Annotated in this window: 18 protein-coding genes; 5 read left to right on the top strand and 13 right to left on the bottom strand. The window is 65.5% G+C overall.

Annotation, left to right across the window (positions count from 1 at the left end; all coding sequences use genetic code 11):
• Positions 1–11: 11 nt before the first annotated feature.
• The 9 genes from ACZYRS_RS15680 to ACZYRS_RS15640 form a co-directional block, all read right to left on the bottom strand.
• Entirely contained in the window at positions 12–992 is a 981-nt protein-coding gene (locus tag ACZYRS_RS15680; protein WP_463419987.1) for a branched-chain amino acid ABC transporter permease, read from the bottom strand.
• Positions 989–1714, bottom strand: coding sequence for an ABC transporter ATP-binding protein (locus ACZYRS_RS15675; protein ID WP_463419986.1), 726 nt, complete (start codon positions 1712–1714; stop codon positions 989–991). The genes ACZYRS_RS15680 and ACZYRS_RS15675 overlap by 4 nt, the downstream gene beginning before the upstream one ends.
• A complete protein-coding gene (locus ACZYRS_RS15670; RefSeq protein ID WP_198787457.1) occupies positions 1711–2475 on the bottom strand; it encodes an ABC transporter ATP-binding protein in 765 nt (254 codons plus the stop codon). The genes ACZYRS_RS15675 and ACZYRS_RS15670 overlap by 4 nt, the downstream gene beginning before the upstream one ends.
• 44 nt (positions 2476–2519) lie before the next feature.
• Positions 2520–3977 (bottom strand): extracellular catalytic domain type 2 short-chain-length polyhydroxyalkanoate depolymerase, encoded by a 1458-nt coding sequence (locus ACZYRS_RS15665; protein WP_463419985.1) that lies wholly within the window; start codon positions 3975–3977, stop codon positions 2520–2522.
• A 178-nt stretch (positions 3978–4155) separates the two neighbouring features.
• The gene (locus tag ACZYRS_RS15660) at positions 4156–5343 is read right to left on the bottom strand and encodes a substrate-binding domain-containing protein (protein WP_463419984.1); all 1188 of its coding nucleotides are present in this window, start codon (positions 5341–5343) and stop codon (positions 4156–4158) included.
• A gap of 157 nt (positions 5344–5500) precedes the next feature.
• Complete coding sequence (locus ACZYRS_RS15655) at positions 5501–5764, bottom strand: hypothetical protein (RefSeq protein ID WP_176657944.1); 264 nt, start codon at positions 5762–5764, stop codon at positions 5501–5503.
• Positions 5765–5785: 21 nt separating this feature from the next.
• A complete protein-coding gene (locus ACZYRS_RS15650; RefSeq protein ID WP_463419983.1) occupies positions 5786–6862 on the bottom strand; it encodes a DUF4272 domain-containing protein in 1077 nt (358 codons plus the stop codon).
• A 72-nt stretch (positions 6863–6934) separates the two neighbouring features.
• Positions 6935–8440, bottom strand: coding sequence for a sigma-54 interaction domain-containing protein (locus ACZYRS_RS15645; RefSeq protein ID WP_463419982.1), 1506 nt, complete (start codon positions 8438–8440; stop codon positions 6935–6937).
• Positions 8437–10917, bottom strand: coding sequence for a P-loop NTPase fold protein (locus ACZYRS_RS15640; RefSeq protein WP_463419981.1), 2481 nt, complete (start codon positions 10915–10917; stop codon positions 8437–8439). The genes ACZYRS_RS15645 and ACZYRS_RS15640 overlap by 4 nt, the downstream gene beginning before the upstream one ends.
• 157 nt (positions 10918–11074) lie before the next feature.
• Between ACZYRS_RS15640 and ACZYRS_RS15635 the strand changes: the two genes are divergently transcribed.
• Genes ACZYRS_RS15635 through ACZYRS_RS15620 form a run of 4 tightly spaced genes read left to right on the top strand, consistent with a single transcriptional unit; the run spans position 11075 to position 17735 of the window.
• Positions 11075–11824, top strand: coding sequence for a TetR/AcrR family transcriptional regulator (locus tag ACZYRS_RS15635; RefSeq protein WP_463419980.1), 750 nt, complete (start codon positions 11075–11077; stop codon positions 11822–11824).
• Positions 11821–13365: an efflux transporter outer membrane subunit gene (locus ACZYRS_RS15630; RefSeq protein ID WP_463419979.1), complete on the top strand. Its 1545-nt coding sequence runs from the start codon at positions 11821–11823 to the stop codon at positions 13363–13365. The genes ACZYRS_RS15635 and ACZYRS_RS15630 overlap by 4 nt, the downstream gene beginning before the upstream one ends.
• A complete protein-coding gene (locus ACZYRS_RS15625) occupies positions 13362–14600 on the top strand; it encodes an efflux RND transporter periplasmic adaptor subunit (protein WP_463419978.1) in 1239 nt (412 codons plus the stop codon). The genes ACZYRS_RS15630 and ACZYRS_RS15625 overlap by 4 nt, the downstream gene beginning before the upstream one ends.
• An 18-nt stretch (positions 14601–14618) precedes the next feature.
• Entirely contained in the window at positions 14619–17735 is a 3117-nt protein-coding gene (locus ACZYRS_RS15620) for an efflux RND transporter permease subunit (RefSeq protein ID WP_463419977.1), read from the top strand.
• Between the two features lie 45 nt (positions 17736–17780).
• Here the strand turns inward: ACZYRS_RS15620 and ACZYRS_RS15615 are convergent, their stop codons facing one another.
• The 4 genes from ACZYRS_RS15615 to ACZYRS_RS15600 form a co-directional block, all read right to left on the bottom strand.
• The gene (locus ACZYRS_RS15615) at positions 17781–19127 is read right to left on the bottom strand and encodes an alpha/beta hydrolase family protein (protein ID WP_463419976.1); all 1347 of its coding nucleotides are present in this window, start codon (positions 19125–19127) and stop codon (positions 17781–17783) included.
• A gap of 239 nt (positions 19128–19366) precedes the next feature.
• Positions 19367–20890, bottom strand: a complete 1524-nt coding sequence (locus tag ACZYRS_RS15610) for a tripartite tricarboxylate transporter permease (RefSeq protein WP_198787447.1) — start codon at positions 20888–20890, stop codon at positions 19367–19369.
• Position 20891: 1 nt separating this feature from the next.
• Entirely contained in the window at positions 20892–21443 is a 552-nt protein-coding gene (locus tag ACZYRS_RS15605) for a tripartite tricarboxylate transporter TctB family protein (protein ID WP_463419975.1), read from the bottom strand.
• 102 nt (positions 21444–21545) lie between these two features.
• Positions 21546–22505, bottom strand: a complete 960-nt coding sequence (locus tag ACZYRS_RS15600; RefSeq protein WP_198787445.1) for a tripartite tricarboxylate transporter substrate binding protein — start codon at positions 22503–22505, stop codon at positions 21546–21548.
• Between the two features lie 180 nt (positions 22506–22685).
• On the opposite strand from ACZYRS_RS15600, the gene ACZYRS_RS15595 reads away from it, so the two are divergent.
• Positions 22686–23366 (top strand): response regulator, encoded by a 681-nt coding sequence (locus ACZYRS_RS15595; RefSeq protein ID WP_463419974.1) that lies wholly within the window; start codon positions 22686–22688, stop codon positions 23364–23366.

Genomic DNA, 23366 nt, shown 5'->3' with positions numbered 1-23366 from the left:
TGTCTTCTTCCTCAACGGTTCGCAACGGGATACACGCCCTGCGGCCGCCACAGCAGCACCGCCACCATCAGGAAGATGCTCGCGAACTGCGTGACCGTGGGCAGCAGGAAGCCGATGTAGTTGGTCATGAGCCCCACGAGCAGCGCGCCGATGAGCGCCCCGCCCGTCGAGCCGAGCCCGCCGATGATGATGACGATGAAGATCAGCACGTTGACCTGCGCGCCCATCTGCGGCACGAGGTTCTGCTGGAACAGCCCCCACATCACGCCGCCCAGCCCCGCGAGCGCGCTGCCCACCACGAACACGCCGACGAAGAGCCGGCCGATGCGGTAGCCGAGCGACTCGACCATCTCGCGGTCCTGCACGCCGGCGCGGATCAGGAGGCCGATCTTGGTGCGGCCGAGCGTCCATGCGAGAACGCCGAACACCACGATGCCCACGGCCACCGCGAGCAGCCGGTACTTGCTGATCGCCGCATCGCCAATCAGCAGCGATCCGCGCAGTGCCTCGGGCAAGGGCAGCGGCACCTGAGCCGGGCCCCAGATCACCTTGATGAGCTCCTCGCCGATGATCATGCCGCCCATCGTGATGAGGATCTGCTTCAGATGCTGGCCGTAGACGGGCCGCACGATGAAGCGCTCGAACGCAAAGCCGACCGCGCCCGCGACGGCCATCGCGACCAGCATCGCGGGGAATACCGCAACCAGGTTGCGCCACAGTTCCTGCGAGCCGGTCCAGTCGCCCATGAGGCCCAGCACGCTGCTCGCCACGAAGGCGCCCAGCGCGATGAACACGCCGTGGCCGAAGTTCAGCACGTCCATGAGGCCGAACACCAGCGTGAGGCCCGAGGCGATGATGAAGATGATCATGCCCATCGCAAGGCCCGCCACGGTGAGCGTGAGCCAGGTAGAGAAGGAGCCCGTGAGCGGCAGCGCGACGAGCGCGAGGATGGGGGCCAGAAGCAGCGGCTTCCAGTCGAAGTCGAGTTTCATAAGGCCAGTCCGAGCAGCGATTGCTGCAGTTGCGCATCGGCGGAGAACGCCGCCATCGAGCCGCTGTGCACCACGCGGCCGTTGTCCATCACCGCGACGTTGTCGCCCAGGCGCTGGGCGAAGTTGATGTTCTGCTCCACCAGCAGGATCGTCACGCCGCTTCGCTTGAGTTCGGCGAAAGCGTCGATCATGTTGTTGATCATCACGGGCGCGAGGCCCTTGCTCGGCTCGTCGATCAGGAGCAGTTCGCGCGGCTCCACGATGGCGCGCGAGACGGCCAGCATCTGCTTCTGCCCGCCCGAGAGCTTGCCGGCCGGATGGTTCCAGAACTTCTCCACTGCGGGGAAGAGCTTGAAGATCCACTTCAGGCGCGTGTCGTCGATCTGCGCGGCGTTCTTGGCGCCGCGTGCCGCGAGCAACATGTTCTCCTTCACGGTGAGGTCGGAGAAGATGCCCATGTTCTCGGGCACGTAGGCGATGCCCAGGCCCGCGATCTGGGGCGTCTGCAGCGCTGTGATGTCCTTGTCGGCGAAACGCACCCGGCCCTCGGAGGCGTGCCACAGGCCCATGATGGTTCGCAGCGTCGTCGTCTTGCCCGCGCCGTTGCGGCCCAGCAGCATGGTGAGTTGACCCTTGGGCACGGCGAGGTCCACGCCGTGCAGGATGTGGTACGCCCCGATGTGCGTCTGAACGCCTTCGAGCGTCAAGAGATTCGAGCTCATGCAGCCTCCTTCGCGATGCCCAGGTAGGCTTCCTGCACCACCGGCGAGGCGATCACCTCGGCCGGTTCGCCATCGGCCACCAGCGTGCCGTTGTGCAGCACGATGATGCGGTCCGCGAGCTCGCGCACCACGTCCATCTTGTGTTCGACCAGGAGGATGGTCTTGGTCTTGTCCTGCTTCAACTTGCGGATCAGATCGAGGATGACCGGCGCCTCGGCCGCGTTCATGCCGGCCGTGGGTTCGTCGAACATGAAGACCTTGGGCTCCAGCGCCATCAACAGCGCCACCTCGAGCTTGCGCTGGTCGCCGTGCGGCAGGCTCGCGACCGTCGCGTGCTCGCGCGACTTCAGCGCCACGTCCGCGAGGATCTGGTCCGCGCGTTCGGTCAGCGCCTTGTGGTCGCTCCAGATGCTCCAGAGATTCAGGCCCCGCCGGTGCGCCCCCTCGCGCGTGGCCTGCACCGCCAGGCGCACGTTCTCCAGCACCGTGAGGTTGGGAAAGAGGTTGGTGAGCTGGAAGGCCCGCCCCAGCCCCGCGTGCGTGCGCGCGGACGGCGCGAGGCCCGAGAGCGATTGCCCGTCGAGCGACACCGTGCCGGCGCTCGCCTTGAGCTGCCCCGAGATCAGGTTGAAATAGGTGGTCTTGCCCGCCCCGTTGGGGCCGACGATGGCCGTTAGCGTGCCCGGCGCAAAAGCGCAGCTCACGCTGTTGACGGCCACGTGTCCCCCGAAGCGGATGGTCAGGTCTCGGGTCTCAAGCATCGTTGGTCATTGCGAAAAGAAAAAAGTGTCGATCTCGATCGGCCTCAACAGGTGCCGATCACGTAGTAGTTCGGGCCGGTCTGCTTCAGCGTGGTGGTGACGTAGATGTTCCACAGGCCCATGGCCTGCGCCGAGCCGTAGGCATACGTCAGGCCCCACAACGCATAGGCGCGCCCGGCCATCGTGTGCGCATAGTTGCTCGCGGTGTAGCAGGTGCCGCCGGTGCCGCCCGAGGTGGTGGTGCCCGTCGCCGCCGTCGACATCGCGCCCTCCGCGCTGCCCGCGTCCAGCGCCGCGACCGTCCAGCTGTAGGTGGTGGAGGCGGCCAGGCCCGTGTCGGTGTAGTTGGTGCCGGCGACCGGCGCGGCGTTGACCTTGCTGCCGCCGCGGTACACGTTGTAGCCGCTCGCACCAGTGACGCCCGCCCAGCCGATCACCATGCTGCTGCTGGTCGCGCCCGAGGTGCCCACGCCGGTCGGTGCCGGCAGCGACGAGCCGCCGCCCGAGCCGCTGACGCGGTCGACCATGGCCTTCAGCGCCGCCATTTGCGGGCCGGACTTCTTGGCGTAGTTAACGCTGCCGTAGCCCCACCAGTCCCAGCAGCTGTTGGTCGCGGCGGTGCTGGTCTGCGGGTAGAGAAGAATGATGTTGTTGGTGTCGGCCCAGCGGTTGTAGCCCGTCTTCTTCACGTACTGGTCGCCGACGTCCGTGTAGTTCTGCTTGCAGCCGTGCAGCACCAGGTGCACGCGGCAGCTGTTGCCGCTGCCGGCCGCGCAGGCCGCGGGCGTGTAGAGCCAGCCGGTGGCCGCCATGCCGGAACCGCCGGCGAATTCGCCCTGGTTGAACTCGGTGAAGGTGCCGCCCAGCGTGCCGTTGTTGCGCGCATTCAGCGGGCCGTACAGGTGCGCGAGGATCTCGCCCGCCAGATCGAAGCCGCAGTTGTTGATGTAGGGCGTGGCGGTGGTGCTGCAGGCCGCGCCGTAGTCGTCGGTGACCATCGCGTGGCCCGCGCCCAGGTTGTTCTTGTAGACCGTGTTGGCCGCGGGCACGAAGCTCTGGTAGTAGGTCTTCAGGTCGTTCATCACCGCCTGCTTGACGGTGTTGTCCGAGGTGCCGGAGAACATGTAGACCTTGGAGCCCGTCATGTTGGAGACCGGGTCGATCGCGCCGCTCGCGGCCCAGCTGTTGGTGGTGCTCACGAGCGTGGACACCGGGATGGCGGTGCTGTGCGTCATGCAGCGCCCCGTGGCATTGAGCACCGAGCCTTCGGCGCAGTAGTACGGACCGCCGGCCACGATGCCGGCGCCGCGCTTGAAGGTGGCCGAATAGGCCACGTGCAGTTGCACCGCCATGAAGCCGCCGGCCGACAGGCCCGAGACGCTCACCTCCGCCGGATTGGCGTTGAGCGCAGGCAGCGGCACCGCCGCCACCGCGGCATGCGCCGCCACCGTCATTGCCGCTGCCGCGGCCAGTCCCTTCCAGTTCCTTCTCATCGCTTGCATCGCTGTCTCCTTGTGTTGTGGGTATCGAACGCTTGCTTGCAGACTGACGAATCGGCCGTGGAAACGCACCGGCTTGCGCGCACGCAGGCTGGCGCTTCGCCCGGCGGCCATCCGGGGCGAAATGGGAGCGGCGCTTCTTGCGCGCCGCGCGGTCAGGGGGCGATCGGCGCCGTGTCGATCAGCGCTTGTTCTTGATCGGGATGTCCATCTCTTCAGGCTTGATCTCGTGGACTAGCTCAGGCACGCCCCAGGCGAACGCCGGGTCCACCTTGATCTTGAAGTGGTACATCGACTGCATCGCCTGGTGGTCTTCCTTGCGGAAGGTCATCTTGCCCTTGGGCGTGTCGAAGCTCATGCCTTCCATGGTGCTGATGAGCTTGTTGGTGTTGGTGTCGCCGTTGGTCTTCTTCAGCGCCGTCACCACCGCCATCGCGGCCGAGAAGCCGCCGGCCGTGAAGAAGTCCGGCGGCGTCTTGAACTGCTTGTAGTGCGCCGAGACCATCGCCTCGTTCACCGGGTTCTTCGGGATGCCGAAGTAGTAGTACGCCGCGCCCTCCATGCCCGGCAGCGCCTTGTACGCGGCCATGGCCGGCAGGATGTTGCCGCCGGTGGCGATCTCGATGTTGTAGCGCTTGAGGTCCAGGTCGACGATCTTGAACGGATTGCCCGCGCCGGCCCAGACGATCCAGATGATCTTGCGGCCCGGCTGGTCCTTCAGCTTGTCGATCAGGCGTTGCGCGCCGGCGGTGAAGTCGGTGGTCGCGGGCGGCAGGTACTCCTCGTGCACCAGCTTCGCCTTCTTGAGCGCGGCGCCGAAGGCCTTCACGCCGTCGCGGCCGAAGGCGTTGTCCTGCGCGAGCGTGGCGACGGTGACGCCGGCCTTGTCGACCGCGACCGCGTTGGAGATCGCGTCCTGGCTCGAATTGCGGCCGGTGCGGAAGATGTACTTGTTCCACTTGTCGCCGGTGATCGAGTCGGCCACGGCGGGCTCGACCAGCAGGATCTTCTTGTATTCCTCGGCCACCGGCAGCATCGCGAGCGCGACGCCCGAAGCGGTCGGGCCGACGGCCAGCGCGGCCTTGTCATCCGAGTACGCGGCGGCCAACAGCGATTTGCCAAGGTCCGGCTTGCCCTGGTCGTCCTTCTCGATGACCACGAGCTTCTTGCCGTTGACCTCCATCGTGCCGCCGGTGGCGTAGTCCAGGCCCATCATGAAGCCGGTCTGCGTCTGCTTGCCGTAGGCCTCCAGCGCGCCGGTCTTGCTGTAGATGTGGGCGATGCGGATTTCGTTGGACTGGGCCCAGGCGGGTGCGGCGGCGGCGCAAGCGGAAAGCGCGGCCAGCGCGACGAGGTGGCGACGGATCATCGTTATGTCTCCTGAAAGTGGTGACTGAATATTGCACAGTTCGTGCCACGCGACCAAGTCGTTGATAACAAAGGTTTCTTCATTGGGAAGAAGCCCCTGGCGCCTGATTTCAGAACACTTGCCGCGTCTGAATTTCAGGCAACTGTCTTTTTATCAGTCAGGGTTTCCCAGAAGCCTGGCGCACCGCGATCCAGCGCTGGAATTCGCGCTCGGCCTGCATGCGGAATTCGTTGCGCGTGTGGTTGCAGATGGCGTGGGCGAGGCGCCGGTGCTTCTGATTGCGCACACCGCCCAACGTCGAGTCGACGAGGTGCTCGATGGTCGCGGACTCGGGCCGGCCGTGCGGCTCGTCGAAGTCCATGGGAAGGCCGCACCAGTGGCAGTTGGGGCCGAAGGTGGAGCGCAGGGCTCGGACGCTCATGGTGCGGCCCTCATGGCGCAGTCAGGTCGGCGTATCGACGTCATCCCATTCCTTGTTCTCGAATCGGACCAGCCAGTTCAGCACCCGGTGGCGCTCCAGGATCACGCCGGCATCGAGCCCCGCCGGCACGGCCTGTTCCTTGAGCTCGGCCTGGCGCGTGAGCCAGTGGAGCCGGTAGTGCAGGTCGAGCGCATCGAGGATCTCGCTGTCCGTCCGCATCCGCATCGCGCGCATCAGGCCTTGCTCGTCGCGCGCGTCCAGCAGGCGGCGGGTCGTCAACGGCACGTCGCAGATGGCCGAGGGAAACGGCAGCGCGTCCACCAGGCCCATGGCCCATTCCAGGAGGAACACGCATTCGTAGCGCCAGGCGAACTGCGCGACCTCCGATTCCGATGGTGCCTCCTGCAGCAGAAAGGCCTGCTCCTTCGGCGTCAGGTGAGTCCGCGCGGACGGCAGGCTTTCGAACAGCGATTCGGCGGAGAGCGGGTCCTTGGCGGCCACCGACTCGGCGCGGACCGCCATGGCCAGCAGCGCGAACGCCCTGCCCGCGATCTCCTGCGTGGTGCGCAACCGCAGCTCGGGCTCCGAGATGAGCGGCGGCAGGTGTTGGGGCGGCGGCATCTGTTTCCCTGAGAGAAGCGCTTCCGTGCGCGCCTTTCTCTCCCATGCCTGCGGTGGATAGGGAATCGCGGTGCGCGCATCGCCCTCCTCGCCGCCCGCGGACAGCAGGACCACGCCGTGGGGATCGCGGATGCCGCCATCGCGCATGAACAGGATCGCGTTGGCCTGCACGGCCCAGTCGGCGAACGCATCGAGCTGCGCGTCCTCGACGACGAGGCTCAGGTGCTGCCGCACCCGCTGGATGTGCCGCATCACGTGATAGCGGTTGCGCGTCATCTCGCCGTTGCCCCCGCTCAGCACATAGCCGACGAAGCCTTCGAGATGCGTGGCGAGCTCGGGATCGGAGAGATCGCGGCGCGCCACGATCGTGTGCGCGAATTGAAGTTCAGGAACCTCGGCGCAGGTGCAATAGGCGTTGACCAGCATCCCCTCCTGCGGGATTGCATCCGGTTGCTCTATCGGCGCCGCGGGCTTCACCAGCGCATCTTTCAACTTCGCGAACAGACCCTTCATCGAATCCCCTTCCTCATGGTGGTTGTCGATCGGAGCTCATCGCTCCTGGTTCGTCATGCGCTCGTACAAGGTTGCGCGCGAAATGCCGAGCAGCCGCGACGTCGCGAGCTTGTTGCCGCCTGTGGAAGCCATCGCCGCTGCGATGGCCTTGCGCTCCAGCTCGGCGACCTGTTGCGCGAGCGGCCGCAGCAGCGCGGCTTCTTCATCGCCGCCCGCATGCGACAGGTCGGGCAGCTCGATCTGCTCCAGCCCCGCTTCGCGCAGGATGCGCTCGAGCTGCACGGCATCGATGCGTTGCGAATCGCTGCGCATCGTCACCTGCTCCAGCACGTTGCGCAGCTCGCGGATGTTGCCGCGCCAGTGCTGGCCCGCGAGCAGTGCGAGTGCATCGGGGGTGAGCTCGGGCGGCGCTTCGCCGCTGCGCAGCGCCATGTCTTCGCCGAGCGCTTCGACCAGCGCGGGAATGTCGCTGCGCCGTTCGCGCAACGGCGGCACGCGCAATGGCAGCACGTTGAGGCGGTAGTAGAGGTCTTCCCGGAACAGGCCGCGCCGCACCAGCTCGGGCAGGTCGCGCGAGGTGGCGGCGATCACGCGTGCGTCGAAAGGCACGAGCTTGTTGGAGCCGAGCGGTTCGATCTCTCCCTCCTGCAATGCGCGCAGCAACTTGGCCTGCAGGCCGAGCGGCATGTCGCCGATCTCATCGAGGAAAAGGCTGCCGCCATCGGCCAGCTTGAACTTGCCTTCGCGCCCTCGCCTGTCGGCGCCGGTGAAGGCACCGGGTGCAAAGCCGAAGAACTCGGCTTCGAGCAGCGTGTCGGGCACGGCCGCGATGTTGACGCTGACGAACATGCCCTTGGCGCGCGCCGACGATGCGTGAATGGCGTGCGCGAGCAGCTCCTTGCCGGTGCCGGTTTCGCCCAGCAGCAACACCGGGCTGGTGGACTGCGCCGCGCGACGCGCATGGCGCTTGACCTCCACCGCTGCGGGGCTGCTGCCGATGAAGCTCGCGAAGGTGTACTTGGAGCGCCGCTGCCCGTCGGGCGCGTGCTGGTACAGCGGGTTGTTGCGCTGGCTCGCGAGTTCGCGCCGCGCGTCGTCCAGGTCGCGCTGCAGCAGCGCGAACTTGCTGATGAGCGGCTGCAGCGTGGTCTCGGGCTGGTCGAACAGCACGATGCCGATGGCGCCGATCACATCGCCCGCACCGCCCTCCCGTTCGTCGCGCAGCGGAATGCGGCTGACCACGAAGGTCCCCGCCTTGTTCGTGAGCAGGTCCACCAGGATCGGCTCGCCGGTCTCGAGCACGCGGCGCATCTGCGTGTTGGGAATCACGTCCTCGACCATGTGGCCCTGGAACTGGTCGATGGACGAGAAACCCAGCGCCGGCAGGAAGCGCCGGTAGCCTTCATTGACCCACACGATGCGCCCGCTGCTGTCCACCAGGAACATGCCCTGGCTGATGCTGGAGAACAGATGGAACATCGAGCGCGCGGCCAGCGCGAGGATGCCTTCGGCATCGAGGGGAAGCACAGGAACCGAGCTCAATTTCCGTTCTTCTTCTTTGCGTAATTATTCTGGGCCGACTCCAGCGCGCGCTCGCAATCCTTGTCTAGCAGCGGTCGAATCCTATTGCGAATTGGCGCGTCCAGCCAGCCCTGCCCTAGATTTCGACGCCTAGCCTCGACAACCCATTTTTCCTCCACCACCTCCAAGTGATCAAAAAATAGCTTTACACGTTCAATTCTAATTCTAATTTTAGAAATGAAATTCTCTTCGAATTGAATCTTATTAGTGAGTTTTCTTATGCCATTCCACAGGTCTTCGTCATATATATGGGCATCTAATGTGCACATTTCAGCGTAATTAAATCTACCCATCAAATCCTGAACTAAATACCCAGCCAACCTTGTAGGAACCAATCTCGACTGCTGAGATACAGGAGCTCCATCAACAGTTCTTAATATAGAACTTTCCAATAGACTTTTTAAAACCAAGTCAACCTCTCTCTGCGCAATCCCCACTTGATGAAGAGTTGCCTGAACTTCTTCAACAATGGCACCCTCAAAATTAGAAGATTGCGCCATGTGGACTAAGTAATCGGCGAGAATCAAGCGCAATAACTGAAGTGTTGGGATGCCGAGTTTGGCACAAAACATGTTTGGCAAAAGCGAGTCTTCTTCCCTATAAAACTTACGCCCTCCAAGCACAGCGCCTTTAAATATTTCGTGAATAGGAAATTTCCAATTCTGATCGGTCAAATATTTTTGAAGCGCGACGTCAGCAGTCACGTGCCCGCTCGCCAGAAATTCTCGCGCCAACGTAAGGCCACGACGAATATTTCCGCCTGCCAACGTATCTATTAGCTCGGCGCCTTCAATCGAAAGCAACGAATGGGCGGCAATCTCAAAAAAAGCCCCGATATCATCTGCTTTGAAACGAATTCCGCTTTCCAATAAAAGATCTGCCTTCTGCCCTTCCAGCATTTTTCGAGCAAATGTGAATCGACGGGCTAAAACAGGGACAACACTGGGCGGATCAATATATATAGCATCCACTTCGAACGCGTTAAATGTTGGCGCGGATCGGTATTTGCGAAATGTCGTATCTCGAAGAGAAATTATTATATTTACTTGATGCTTTTGAGAAAATGCCTGTGCCTCCGCAAAAATTTCGCTTTGCCGCTTGTCATCCTCAATTTGATCCACATTATCAATAGCAATAAAAATTGGGCGAGTTGCCGCAACATGAGAAATTATGCGATCTACATATGGAACGACGGCAGTTCGCTCTTTCATTATTACCGCTGCAACTTCTCTTTCAAACGCAGCAGCATCCGCCTTTTTCAGCAAATATAACGGGCCTCGCCCCAAATTATCAATTTCCGCCTGATAGGCCGGGCTTATAGTTTTCTCCCAGTCCCCTAAATCAAATTGCTTATCCTCTTCGATCAAAGAAAGCAGTTGAGAATAAATGAACTCTCTCGGAACATCGTATTGTGTCGCCTTCTTGAAATCGATGTACAACCAAGCGATTGACGCGTCAATAAGATCGCGCGCAGATACCATGCGTGTATACGCAAGGAACGTCGATTTTCCCGCGCCGACTTGTCCAAGAATCAGGAAAAATTTTGACTGCGCGGGTCTGGCTGAATTAATTTTTTGATCGAAATAATCAAATGCCTTTTTTGAAGTTTTAACTCGAGTTGAAGCAATCCCAAGTTGAGGCTTTGGATCTGAAAGATACATCTTCAGTCGGCTATCAAATCCTGTTCTTTCTGTATTTCTAACATAGCAAAAACTCAAAGCATCTGCATCACCCAGCAACCCCTCGTCAGTTAAAACTTTTTCAACTGCAGGATTCAGGTGCGCAAACAATGTATTTCTTGCCAACCTGATATTTGGATCACGCAGCAGAGAAAGTGCACGTCGAATGGTTGTATCTCCATCTTTTTGCAAAAGCTCTTTCTCAAGATTGCCCTCGATAACTCGCTGCCTAGAAAGTAATTCCCAAAATTCAACGAATCGACTATTTATATCCTCAAGACTTCGAAAAATTCGAGCTTGGGTTTCTTCAAACTCAATGCCATCCGTTCGTACAGCAGGAAAAACTATCCAAGCATCCCCATTAGTTACCACTGCAAATTGTGCCGATTTTTTTTGGCAATAAAATCTTGCCTGCGCAACAGCCTCTCCAATCTCCCCGATCGACAAAAAACCACCAAGCTTTCCAGATTTAAGCTTATTCGGAAGAGTGAAAGCTGCTCCTGCGCGCTTCGCTTCAACAATAATGCTGGTAGTGGCCGTTTTTACCAAATAATCTGCATAATCCGTGTGCCCCTGCTCAGTGCAGGCCGGTTCAACCGATATGTCATCTTTTTGCCATCCAAGGACTTTTTCCAAAATACCATCGATTACCTTAAATCTGGTTTCGGCCTCATTTGCATTTGCGAGAGACAACTTCCCAAATGCATTAATTAAATCACTTAGAACACGATGCCCTTGATCGACCTGCAAATCGCTCATGTTTTCTTCCAAAGATTTGGTTGCAAAAGAGTCTACAGGCGAACGAACCAGTAAGCCCTATGTATAGAGCCATAGAACGCCCCATATGAAGAGGATCTGAGCTCTACTTCAATCAAACGATTGATTTATCCGGCCACTTCAGTTTCAATGTGGCCACATGAACTCCCACCAAGTTCCCGCTAAGCCAAACGCCTCCCGCTCGTCCCGCGCGGATGGCGCCGAGGCGCGCCACCGCCTCCTGCACACGGCGCTCAGGCTCTTCGCGCAGAAGGGCTTCGCCAAGACCTCCACGCGCGAGATCGCCCGCGAGGCCGGGGTCAACATCTCGGCCATCAGCTACTACTTCAGCGACAAGAACGGCCTGTACGGCGCCTGCTTCACCGAGCCGATGGGCGGCGACTCCGACGACCTGGTGGCGATCTTCAGCACGCCCGGGCTCACACTCGAAGCGGCGCTGCGCATCTGCTTCACCTCGGTGATCCAGCCGCTGAAACAGGGCGAGATCGTGCGCCAGTGCATCCAGCTGCACATGCGCGAGATGCTGGAGCCGACCAGCCAGTGGGCTAAGGAAATCGAACGCGACATCAAGGGCCCGCACCGCGCCATTGCCGAGTTGCTGTGCCGGCACCTGAAGCTCGAGCGCGCCGACGACGACATCCACCGCCTGACCTTCGCGATCACGGGGCTGTCGATGCAGCTCTACGTGAACCAGGATTTCATCGAGGCCGTGCGCCCGTCGCTCCTGCGCACGCCGCGCAGCATCGACACCTGGGCCGACCGCCTCACCGTCTACGCGCTGGCGCTGGTGCAGGCCGAAGCCACGCGCCGGCAGGCCGCGGCCGCCGACGAGAAAGCCGCAACCGCGCCTGCGCCCTCCCCCGCACGCGCCGCGAGAAAGAAGCCATGAGACAACTGCGACTGATTGCCTCCCTTTGCATCCCGCTGAGCGTGGGCCTCGCGGGCTGCGGCCTGATGCGCCCGCCGGCCAGCGTCCAGGCGCCGTTCCCCGCGCAATGGAATGCGCCCCTGCCCCACGGCGGCTCGCTCGCCTCGCTGGCCGACTGGTGGCGCCAGCTGGACGATCCGCTGCTGGTCGAGCTGATCGCCGCGGCCGAAACCGCCAGCCCCAACCTTGCGAGCGCCGCGGCGCGCGTGGCCGAGGCGCGCTCCACGCGCGTGCAGGCCGGCGCGGCGCTGCTGCCCAGCCTGGACGGCACGGGCACGGCGAGCCGCGGTGTCTCGGGCTCGTCCTTCAGCGGCGGCGGCACGGGCTCGTCGTCATCGAGCAGCAGCAGCAGCAGCAGCGCCGCGGCGGCAGCCACCGCGCCGCTCACCACGCTGCAGGCCGGCCTGCAATCCAAGTGGGAGATCGATCTCTTCGGGCGCCTGCGCGCCGACCGCGATTCAGCCCAGCAAAAGCTCGATAGCGCCACCGCCAAATGGCACGACGCGCGCGTGGCCGTCGCGGCCGAAACCGCCAACGCCTATTTCGCCGAGCGCGCCTGCCGTCAGCAGTTGCGCGTGTCCGAGTCCGATGCCAAGTCGCGCAGCGAGACCGCGCGGCTCACCGACCTGTCGGCGCGCGCCGGCTTCACCGCGCCGGCCGATGCGGCGCTCGCCCGCGCCAGCGCCTCCGATGCCTCGGGGCGCCTCACGCAACAGCGCGCCCAGTGCGCGATACAGCGCAAGGCGCTGGTGGCGCTCAGCGGCATCGACGAACCCACGCTCGCGCAGAAGCTCGCCGTCTCGCACACGCAGCGCGCGCTGGTGGTGATGGGCGGCATCGAGAGCGTGCCGGCGCAGGCGCTGTCGCAGCGGCCCGACGTGTACGCCGCCGAACTCGCCGTGGCTTCGGCCAGCGCCGATGTGGGCTCGGCCGAGGCCGAGCGCTATCCCAAGCTCAGCATTTCGGGCTCCATCGGCCGCATGCAGATCCGCACCAGCGGTTTTCGCGAGTCGCTGGACACCTGGACGGTCGGGCCGGTGTCGCTCACCGTGCCGCTGCTCGATGGCGGCGCCCGCAAGGCCAACACCGATGCGGCCAAGGCGCGCTACACCGAGGCCGTGTCGCTCTACCGCGCGAACGTGCGGCAGGCGGTGCGCGAGGTGGAAGAGGCGCTCGTGAACCTCGACGCCACCGAAGCCCGCACCACCGACGCCGACAGCGCGGTGAAGAACTACCAGGCCTCCTTCGACGCCACGCAGGCGCGCTACAGCAGCGGTCTCGCGAGCCTGTTCGAGCTGGAGGACTCGCGCCGCACGCTCTTCACCGCGCAGACCGCGCGCGTCACGCTGCAGCGCGAACGCGCCGAAGCCTGGGTTTCGCTGTACCGCTCGATGGGCGGCGGCTGGAACCGGCCTGACTCGTCCGCGTCCTCGTCCTCGTCCTCGCCAGCGTCCTCGTCCATGACCTCTTCCTCGACCTCTACGGTTGCGACGTCACCATGAAAACAATGAAGCGTTCCACCCTCGTCATCGCGCTGCTGGCGCTCGTCATCGTCGTCGTTGCGGCCGTGTGGCTCGTGCGCAAGCCCTCGGGCACGCCCGCCGAGCAGGCCGCGGCAGGCAAAGCCAAGGACGGCGCGCCTGCGCCCAAGCCCGCGCTCACCGTCACCGTCGCCAAGCCCGAAGCCACCGAGCTGACCGTCACGCTCGCAGCCAACGGCAACGTGGCCGCCTGGCAGGAGGCGGTGATCGGCTCCGAGTCCAACGGCCTGAAGCTCGCCGAGGTGCGGGTGAACGTGGGCGACGTGGTCAAGAAGGGCCAAGTGCTCGCCGTGTTCTCGCCCGAGACGGTGCAGGCCGACATCGCGCAGTCGCGCGCCTCGCTGGCCGAGGCCCGCGCCACGGCCGCCGATGCCGCCGGCAACGCCGCGCGCGCCCGCACGCTGCAGGCCACCGGCGCATTGAGCCAGCAGCAGATCAACCAGTACCAGACCACCGAGCAGACCGCCAAGGCGCGCGTCGAGGCGGCCGAAGCGGTGCTGGCCGCGCAGCAGGTGCGCGGGCGCAACACGCAGGTGCTGGCGCCGGACGACGGCGTGATTTCCGCGCGCACCGCCACGGTGGGCAGCGTGGTCGCGGCGGGCACGGAGCTCTTTCGCCTGATCCGCCAGGGCCGCCTCGAATGGCGCGCCGAAGTCACCTCGGCCGAGCTCGCGCGCATCGCGGTCGGCACGCCCGCCTTCGTGGTCAGCGCGAGCGGCGCGCAGGTGCGCGGCAAGGTGCGCAGCATCGCGCCGACGGTCGATCCGCAGACGCGCGCGGCGCTGGTCTACGTCGACCTGCCCACGGTGCTGCAGAACACGGGCGTCAAGGCCGGCATGTTCGCGCGCGGCGACTTCGAGCTGGGCCGCACCTCGGCGCCCACCGTGCCGCAGGCCTCCATCGTTCCGCGCGACGGCTTCAACAACGTGTTCGTGCTGCAGCCGGACAACCGCGTGCAACAGCTGAAGGTGCAGGTCGGCCGCCGGCTGAACGACCGCATCGAGGTCACCAGCGCACTGCCCGAGGGCGCGCAGGTCGTCGTGCAGGGTGCGGGCTTCCTGAACGACGGCGATCTGGTGCGCGTGGTGGCGGCAACGCCGCCGGCAGCGGCGGCAACGGCAGCGCAGCCTGCGAAGTCCGCGGCATCCGCCGCAGACCCGGCGAAATCCGCGGCATCCGCCGCGGGTGCCAAGTAAGACAAACAAGGACACGCCATGAACGTTTCCGCCTGGTCCATACGCAACCCGATTCCGGCGGTGATGCTGTTCGTGCTGCTCACCTTCGGTGGGCTGCTGTCGTTCAACGCGATGAAGGTGCAGAACTTTCCGGACATCGACCTGCCGACCGTCACGGTCTCGGCGTTGCTGCCCGGTGCCGCGCCTTCGCAGCTGGAGACCGACGTCGCGCGCAAGCTCGAGAACTCCATCGCCACCGTGCAGGGCCTGAAGCACATCACCACCAAGGTGCAGGACGGCGCCGCCACGCTGATCGTGGAGTTCCGCCTCGAGAAGCCCGTGCAGGAAGCCGTGGACGACGTGCGCTCGGCGGTGCAGCGCGTGCGCGCCGACCTGCCGGCCGACGTGCGCGACCCGGTGGTCACCAAGCTCGACCTGGCGGGCCAGCCGGTGCTGGCCTTCACCATCTCCTCCTCGCAGATGGACGCCGAGGCGCTCAGCTGGTATGTGGACAACGACATCACCAAGAAGCTGCTCGCGCTGCCCGGCGTGGGCGCGGTAAACCGCGTGGGCGGCGTCACGCGCCAGGTGCACATCGACCTGGACCCGGCCAAGCTGCAGGCGCTGGGCGCCTCGGCCGGCGACATCTCGCGCCAGCTGCGCCAGGTGCAGGTGGAAAGCGCCGGCGGGCGCTTCGACCTGGGCGGCAGCGAGCAGCCGGTGCGCACGCTCGCCACCGTGCAGTCGGCCGACCAGTTGAACGACATCCAGATCGTGCTGTCCGACGGCCGCCGCGTGCGGCTCGATCAGGTGGCGCGCATCAGCGACACCATCGCCGAGCCGCGCTCGGGGGCCCTGCTCAACGGCAAGCCGGTGGTGGGCTTCGAAGTGGCCCGCAGCCGCGGCGCCAGCGAAGTGGAAGTGGGCCGCGCGGTGCAGAAGGCGCTGGGCGACATGCGCGCGCAGCGCCCCGACATCGAGCTGACCGAAGCCTTCAACTTCGTCGATCCGGTGGAAGAGGAATACAACGGCTCGCTGCACCTCCTGTACGAAGGCGCCATCCTGGCGGTGATCGTGGTGTGGCTGTTCCTCCGCGACTGGCGCGCGACCTTCGTCTCGGCGGTGGCGCTGCCGATGTCGGTGATTCCGGCCTTCATCGGCATGTACCTCCTGGGCTTCTCGGTCAACGTGATCTCGCTGCTCGCGCTCTCGCTGGTGGTCGGGATATTGGTGGACGATGCGATCGTGGAGGTCGAGAACATCGTGCGGCACCTGCGCATGGGCAAGACCCCCTACCAGGCGGCGATGGAGGCGGCCGACGAAATCGGCCTGGCCGTGATCGCCACCACCTTCACGCTGATCGCGGTGTTCCTGCCGACGGCTTTCATGAGCGGCGTGGCCGGCAAGTTCTTCAAGCAGTTCGGCTGGACGGCCTCGCTCGCGGTGTTCGCCTCGCTGGTGGTCGCGCGGGTGCTCACGCCGATGATGGCGGCCTACATCCTCAAACCCATCGTCGGCGCAGAGAAGGAGCCCGGCTGGCTGCGCTGGTACATGCGCGCCGTGGAGTGGAGCACGCACAACCGCTTCAAGACGATGGTGCTGGCCACCCTCTTCTTCTTCGGTTCGCTGGCGATGATTCCGCTCCTGAAGACCGGCTTCATCCCGCCCGACGACAACTCGCAGACGCAGGTGTATCTGTCGCTCGCGCCGGGCTCCACGCTCGCGCAGACCACCGCAGCCGCCGAGGAAACGCGCAACCGCGTGATGAAGATCGCGCATGTGAAGAGCGTCTACACCACGGTGGCCGGCGGCAGCGCGGGCGGCGACCCGTTCGCCAGCTTCGGCACGCCCGAGACGCGCAAGGCCACGCTCACCATCAAGCTGGACGAGCGCGGCGACCGGCCGCGCAAGCAGGTGATCGAGAACCAGATCCGCACCGCCCTGGAAACCCTGCCGGGCGTGCGCAGCACGGTGGGCCTGGGCGGCTCGGGCGAGAAGTACATCCTGGCGCTCACGGGCGAAGACCCGGTCGCGCTGGCCGCCGCGGCCAGCGCGGTCGAGAAGGACCTGCGCACCATCGCGGGCCTGGGCAACATCACCTCCACCGCGAGCCTGATCCGCCCCGAGATCGCCGTGCGCCCCGACTTCGCGCGCGCCGCCGACCTGGGCGTGACCAGTGCGGCCATCGCCGAGACGCTGCGCGTGGCCACGCTGGGCGACTACGACCAGTCGCTCGCCAAGCTCAACCTCGCGCAGCGGCAGGTGCCGATCGTGGTGAAGCTGGAAGACTCGGCGCGCAAGGACCTCGACCTGCTCGGGCGCCTCTCGGTGCCCGGCGCGCGCGGCCCGGTCATGCTCAACCAGGTGGCCTCGCTCACCATGGAGGGCGGGCCGGCCGTGATCGACCGCTACGACCGCTCGCGCAACGTCAACTTCGAGATCGAACTCTCCAGCGTGGGCCTGGGCGATGCGAAGACCGCGGTGATGGCGCTCCCCTCGATCCAGAAGCTGCCGCCCGGCGTGCGGGTGACCGAGGTGGGCGACGCCGAGGTGATGACCGAGCTCTTCGCGAGCTTCGGCCTCGCGATGCTCACGGGCGTGCTGTGCATCTACATCGTGCTGGTGCTGCTGTTCAAGGACTTCCTGCACCCGGTGACCATCCTGTGCGCGCTGCCGCTCGCGCTGGGCGGCGCCTTCGTGGGCCTCCTGATCGGGCAGAAGGCGCTCTCGATGCCGTCGCTGATCGGGCTCATCATGCTGATGGGCATCGCGACGAAGAACTCGATCCTGCTGGTGGAGTACGCCATCGTGGCGCGCCGCGACCACGGCATGAGCCGCTGGGACGCGCTGCGCGACGCCTGCCACAAGCGCGCGCGCCCCATCATCATGACCACGCTCGCCATGGGCGCCGGCATGCTGCCGATCGCCGTGGGCTTCGGCGCCGCCGATTCGAGCTTCCGCTCGCCGATGGCGATGGCGGTGATCGGCGGGCTGATCACCTCCACCGTGCTGAGCCTCCTGGTGGTGCCGGCGGTGTTCACCTACATCGACGACATCGAGCACTGGATCAAGCGCACCGTGCGCAAGCTGCGCGGGCAGCCGGCCGATCCGCACCTCGACGACGACCTGGTGGAGACGCCGCGGCCTGCGGGCTGATGCTGTCTTGCCCCCTCTCCCGCTCGCGGGAGAGGGAGCCCAGCCTCAAGCCGCGAACGTCGCATCGAGCCAATCGCCGATGCGCGCCATCGCCAGGCGCTGCGCCCCCGCATGGCAATGCGCGCCGGCACCCAGGGTGTCGTCGAGCGCGAGAAAAGTCTTCGGGCATGTGAGGTGCGCATACAGCGCCTCGGGCTGGCCCTTGAAGAACATGTCGTTGGCGGCAGCGCACACCAGCGTCGGGCACTGGATGCGCTCGGCCACGCCGTCGGCCACGTTGTAGTCCAGCAGCGTCGAGAGATAACCGCGCGCCGTGCCCTTGCCGGTGACCCACGCGCCGTGGCCGAAGGCCCAGCGCGCCTGCGCATCGTGCGCGGCGACCTGCGCGAGTGCCTTGTCGATGTCGGGCGCCGAGGGCGCGGTGAGCACGCGGCGCGCCACTTCGCGCTGGCCGCCGAACATCGGCAGCGTCTTCTCGCTCATGTCGTAGATGCCGTCCAGCGCGATCAGTGCGCGGATGCGCGGCTCGAACGCTGCTGCGCGCGGCGCCAGCACGCCGCCCAGGCTGTTGCCCAGCAGCGCGACGCGCCTGGCATCGACGTCGGGCCGCGCCAGCACATGGTCGAGCACCGGGCCGACCACATGCTCCCAGTCGGGCCGCAGAACCAGGCCTTCGCGGTGCATCGGGCCGGGCTGGCCGGGGCCGTCGAAGCTCAGCACGTTGTAGCCGCGCTCGGCCAGCGCGGCGGCGGCAACGTAGTGCATCTCTTCGACCGAACCGTCGAAGCCGTTGTGCATGACGACCGTGGGCCGGCGCTTGCCGCCCTTGCCACCGTTTCCCGCAGCGCGATAGAAGTAGCCCGGCAGCGTCGTGTTCTCGTAACGGATGCGCACTGGCGCGATCGCGCCGCCGGTGAGCCGCACGGCCGCGCGAAAGCACGCGACGCTGCGCTCATACGCCGCGTTGATGCGCGGATCGGCCGGGTTGCCGTGCAGGAAGAACTCCGCGCTGCGGTAGTAGTTGGAAGCGCGAAAGAACGCATCGCGCGCGCTCACCGCGTGGCCCGCGGCCAGGCTCTTCTCGGCCTCGGCGGCCACCCGGTCGGCGGTGAGGCACCATTCGTCGTGCCAGCTGTCGTAGTCGCCGCCGCGGATGCGCTGGGCGGTGACCACCACCTCGCCGAAATCCGCGCCGCCATAGGCGATGTGGCCGAAGGAGCGCAGCGTCTCGTACCAGAAGGTCTCGTCCTTCTCGAAGAGAAACGGCTTCAGGCCAGGGGCTGCCGGTGCGGGCGATGCGGCAGCGGCCGGGCTGGCCTCCTGCGCTTTTGCGCCCAGTGCGATGGCACCCGCGGCGGCGAGGATCGAGCGGGCGAAGTGACGGCGTTCCATGGTGAGTTCCTTTCGTTGGGTTCCATCCGGGGAAGACGGGCGGCGTCTTCTGGTGCGGGACTCTAGGAACGCACGCCGCGCGGCGCATCCGACTTGCGACGAAATGCATCAGGCGGGGGGCGGACAGCCGCCACGGTGCGCCAGCGGTTGCCCGCTGGGGCGGACCCGGGCATGCCAAACAAAAATGCCGCGGGGCAAAAGCACCGCGGCATTCCTGGAGAGAAAGAAACGAAAGAGGGTCAGGCGTCCAGCTGCGCCAGGCGCTTCAACTTGCGTTCGCTCATGCGCTTGGCCAGGCGCGGCAGCACCAGCACGGCCACCACGATGATCACCAGCACGATCGACATCGGACGCTGGAAGAACACCACCGCGCTGCCCTCGCCGATCGACATGGCGTTGCGCAGCTGCGCTTCGGCCAGCGGCCCGAGGATCATGCCGACCACCACGGGGGCGGTCGGGAAATCGAAGCGCCGCATCACCACGCCCAGGAGGCCGATGGCGTAGAGCAGGAACAGGTCGAACGCGCTCTGGCGCATGCCGTAGGCCCCCACCGTCGCGAAGATCAGGATGCCGGCGTAGAGCTGGGGCTTCGGAATCTTCAGGAGCTTGACCCACAGGCCCACCATCGGCAGGTTCAGCACCAGCAGCATCACGTTGCCGATGTAGAGCGAGGCGATCAGCGCCCAGACCAGCGCGGCCGAGGTGGTGAAGAGTTGCGGACCCGGCTGGATGCCGTAGTTCTGGAACGCGCCCAGCAGGATGGCGGTGGTGTTGGAGGTCGGAATGCCCAGCGTGAGCAGCGGGATCAGCGCGGCCGTCACCGTGGCGTTGTTGGCGGCCTCGGGGCCGGCCACGCCTTCGATGGCGCCAGTGGTGCCGAACTCGGCCTTGGCGTCCTTGTCCTTGGCGAGCTTCTTTTCCATCGCGTAGCTCAGGAAGGTCGGAATCTCGGTGCCGCCGGCCGGGATGCAGCCGAACGGCGTGCCGATGGCGGTGCCGCGCAGCCACGCGGGGATCGAGCGCTTCCAGTCGCGCTTGGTCATGTGCACGCGGCTCAACTTGTTCTGGCCTTCGGTGACCTTGCCTTCGTAGAGCACGGCGTACAGCACCTCGGCCACCGCGAACAGGCCGACCGCGACCAGCACGATCTCGATGCCGTCGAGCAGCTCGGGCACGCCGCCGGTGTAGCGGCCCTGGCCGGAGATCTGGTCCAGGCCCACGCAGCCGGCCGCAAGACCCACGAACAGCGCCGTCATGCCGCGCAGCGTGCTCTTGCCGAGCACCGCGCTCACCGTGGTGAAGGCCAGCAGCATCAAGAGGAAATATTCGGGCGGCCCGAGCTTGACCGCGAACTCGGCCACGAACGGCGCGAACAGCGTGACGATGACGGTGGCGATGGTGCCGGCCACGAAGGAGCCGATGGCCGCGGTGGCGAGCGCCGCGCCCGCCCGGCCGCTCTTGGCCATCTTGTTGCCCTCCATCGCCGTCACCATGCTGGCGGTTTCGCCGGGCGTGTTCAAGAGGATCGAGGTGGTCGAGCCGCCATACATGGCGCCGTAGTAGATGCCCGAGAAGAAGATCATCGAGGCCGTGATGTCGACCTTGCCGGTGATCGGCAGCAGCATCGCAACCGCCACCGCCGGGCCGATGCCGGGCAGCACGCCCACGGCCGTGCCCAGGGCGCAGCCGACCAGGCACCAGAGAAGATTGATCGGGGTGATCGCCGTGGCGAAACCCGCCATGAGTGCGTTGAAGATTTCCATGTCAGAGCCACCCCGTCGTTGTGAGGCCGGGCAGGTTGATGGCCAGGAACTGCGTGAACATCCAGAACACCGGGGCGGCGATGAGCACGCCGGTGACGAAATCGATGGCGAAGGTGCGCGGCGCATTCACGCCGGCCTGCCCGCTCGCGCGGCGAAGGCCCTGCACGGCCAGCACGTAGCACAGCGTGCAACTCAAGATGAAGCCCAGGGTCGTGATGAGCGCCGCGTTGAGCAGCAGGCCCGCCGAGACCCAGATGAAGCCGGGCCAGTAGGCGCGGTCGGCGCCCGTGGGCGCGTCGAGTTCGCGAAAGCCGCCGGTGCGCGCTTCCCAGAGAATCCAGCCGCCGCAGAGCACGAGCACCACGGACACCATCCAGGGCAGGAAGTTGGGGCCGACGCCGCCATAGCCGGCTTCGGACGAGATGCCGATGGCACCGAAGGCGAGCGCCAGGCCGGTGACGAGCACGCCCGCGCCGACGAGGGTTTGCGGCCAAACTGCCGCCGCTTGCGCCGCCGCATCAGGCGGCGAGACCGAGGAATCTGGAGTTGTCATTTTTTGCTCCCGGAATGTGGTGCTGGATTTGAAAACGGCACGCTGTCGTCTCTTGCGAGGACAGCGTGCCATTCGGCAGGCAGGTGGTGCGCGGTGTGCGCGTCAGACCATGCCGGACTTGGTCATGATGGCTCGGAGACTCGCGAAGTCGTCGTCCACGAACTTGGCGAACGCGTCGCCCGACAGCACGGCCGGCGTCCAGTCGTTCTTCTTGAGCGACTCGGCCCACGACGAACTCTTCATGGCGGCCAGCACCATGTCGGTCAGCGCCTTGCGCTGCTCGGCCGAGATGCCGGGGGCGCCGTACACGCCGCGCCAGTTGCCGATTTCCACGTCGATGCCCTGCTCCTTGAGCGTGGGCACGTTGATGCCCGGCAGGCGCTGCGCGGAGGTGACGGCAATGGCCTTCATCTTGCCGGCGGCGATGTACTCGGCGAATTCGCTGTAGCCGCTGCCCCCGACCGTGACGTTGCCGCCCAGGATGGCGGCGGTGGCCTCGCCGCCTCCGCGGAAGGCCACGTAGTTGATCTTGGACGGATCGGCGCCGACCTTCTGCGCGATCATGGCCGCGGCGATGTGCTCGGTGGAGCCGCGCGAACCGCCGCCCCACTTGACGCTGCCCGGATCCTTCTTGAGCTGGTCGACCACGTCCTTCATGGTCTTCAGGGGCGAATTGGCGGGCAGCACGAACACGTTGTATTCGGTGGTCAGGCGCGCGATGGGCGTGGCCTGCTCCAGCTTGACCGGCGGCTTGCCGGTGATGATGCCGCCCAGCATGACCGAGCCCATGACCATCAGCGCGTTGGCATCGCCCTTGGAGCCGTTCACGAACTGGGCCAGGCCCAGCGCGCCGGCGGCGCCGCCCTTGTTGTCGTAGGTGACGGTGTCGGCCACCTTGGCGTCGCTCAGCGCCTTGCCCAATGCGCGGCCGGTGGTGTCCCAGCCGCCGCCCGGGTTGGCGGGGATCATCATCTTGACGTTGGCTGCTGCACGCGCCGAGAGCGGCAGCGCGCCGGCGGCGGCCAGTGCGGCCAGGGACTTCAAAAAGGTATCGCGACGCATTGTGGTTGTCTCCGGAGGGGCTGAAAGGAAGTTGCTGGAGCCTGAAGGAACCTGAAAGAACCTGACTCAGGCCTGAGCCGCTATCATGCGCCGCCCCGCTGTCAGTTGGCTGTCCGCCAGACTGGGGAAAACACCAAAGTATCCATTGCGCCGTCCCCCCATTTCCCGCATGACCCTCGTATGAAGCTGCTGCTGGTCGAAGACGATCCCTCGATGCAGGTCACGCTGCAGCGCGCCCTCGCCCGCCGCCGCATCGACGTGCGCGTGTGCGGCGACGGGGCCGAGGCGGTGGCGCAGTGGCGCGCCATCGAGCCCGACGTGGTGGCGCTCGACCTGAGCCTGCCCAACCTGGACGGCCTGCAGGTGCTCGCGCAGGCCCGCGCCGAAGGGCTGCGCACCCCGGTGCTGCTGCTCACGGCCCGCGGCACGGTGGGCGACCGCATCGTGGGCCTGAACGCCGGCGCCGACGACTACCTGCCCAAGCCCTTCGACCTGGACGAGCTGGAGGCCCGCATCCGCGCGCTGCGCCGGCGCAGCCAGAGCGCGGGACCCGACAACGGCCTGAACCCGCAGGAGATCGGCGGCCTGCGCTTCGAGCCCGACAACGGCGCCATCTACAACCGTGCCGACCTGCTGGAGCTCACGCCGCGCGAGCTCGCGCTCATGAAGGCGCTGATGATGAAGCCGGGCCATGCGGTGACCAAGGAGCGCCTGTTCGAGCTGGTGTTCCCGGGCGAGACCGACGTGCAATACGAGGCCATCGAGGTGGTGGTGTATCGCCTTCGCAAGAAGCTCGCGGGCACGGGCGCCGTGCTGATGACGATGCGGGGCCTGGGCTATCTCCTGCGGCCCGAGACATGA

This window comes from Variovorax sp. AC194 (genome assembly GCF_979257995.1).
This window is presented reverse-complemented; position numbering and strand designations above follow the sequence as displayed.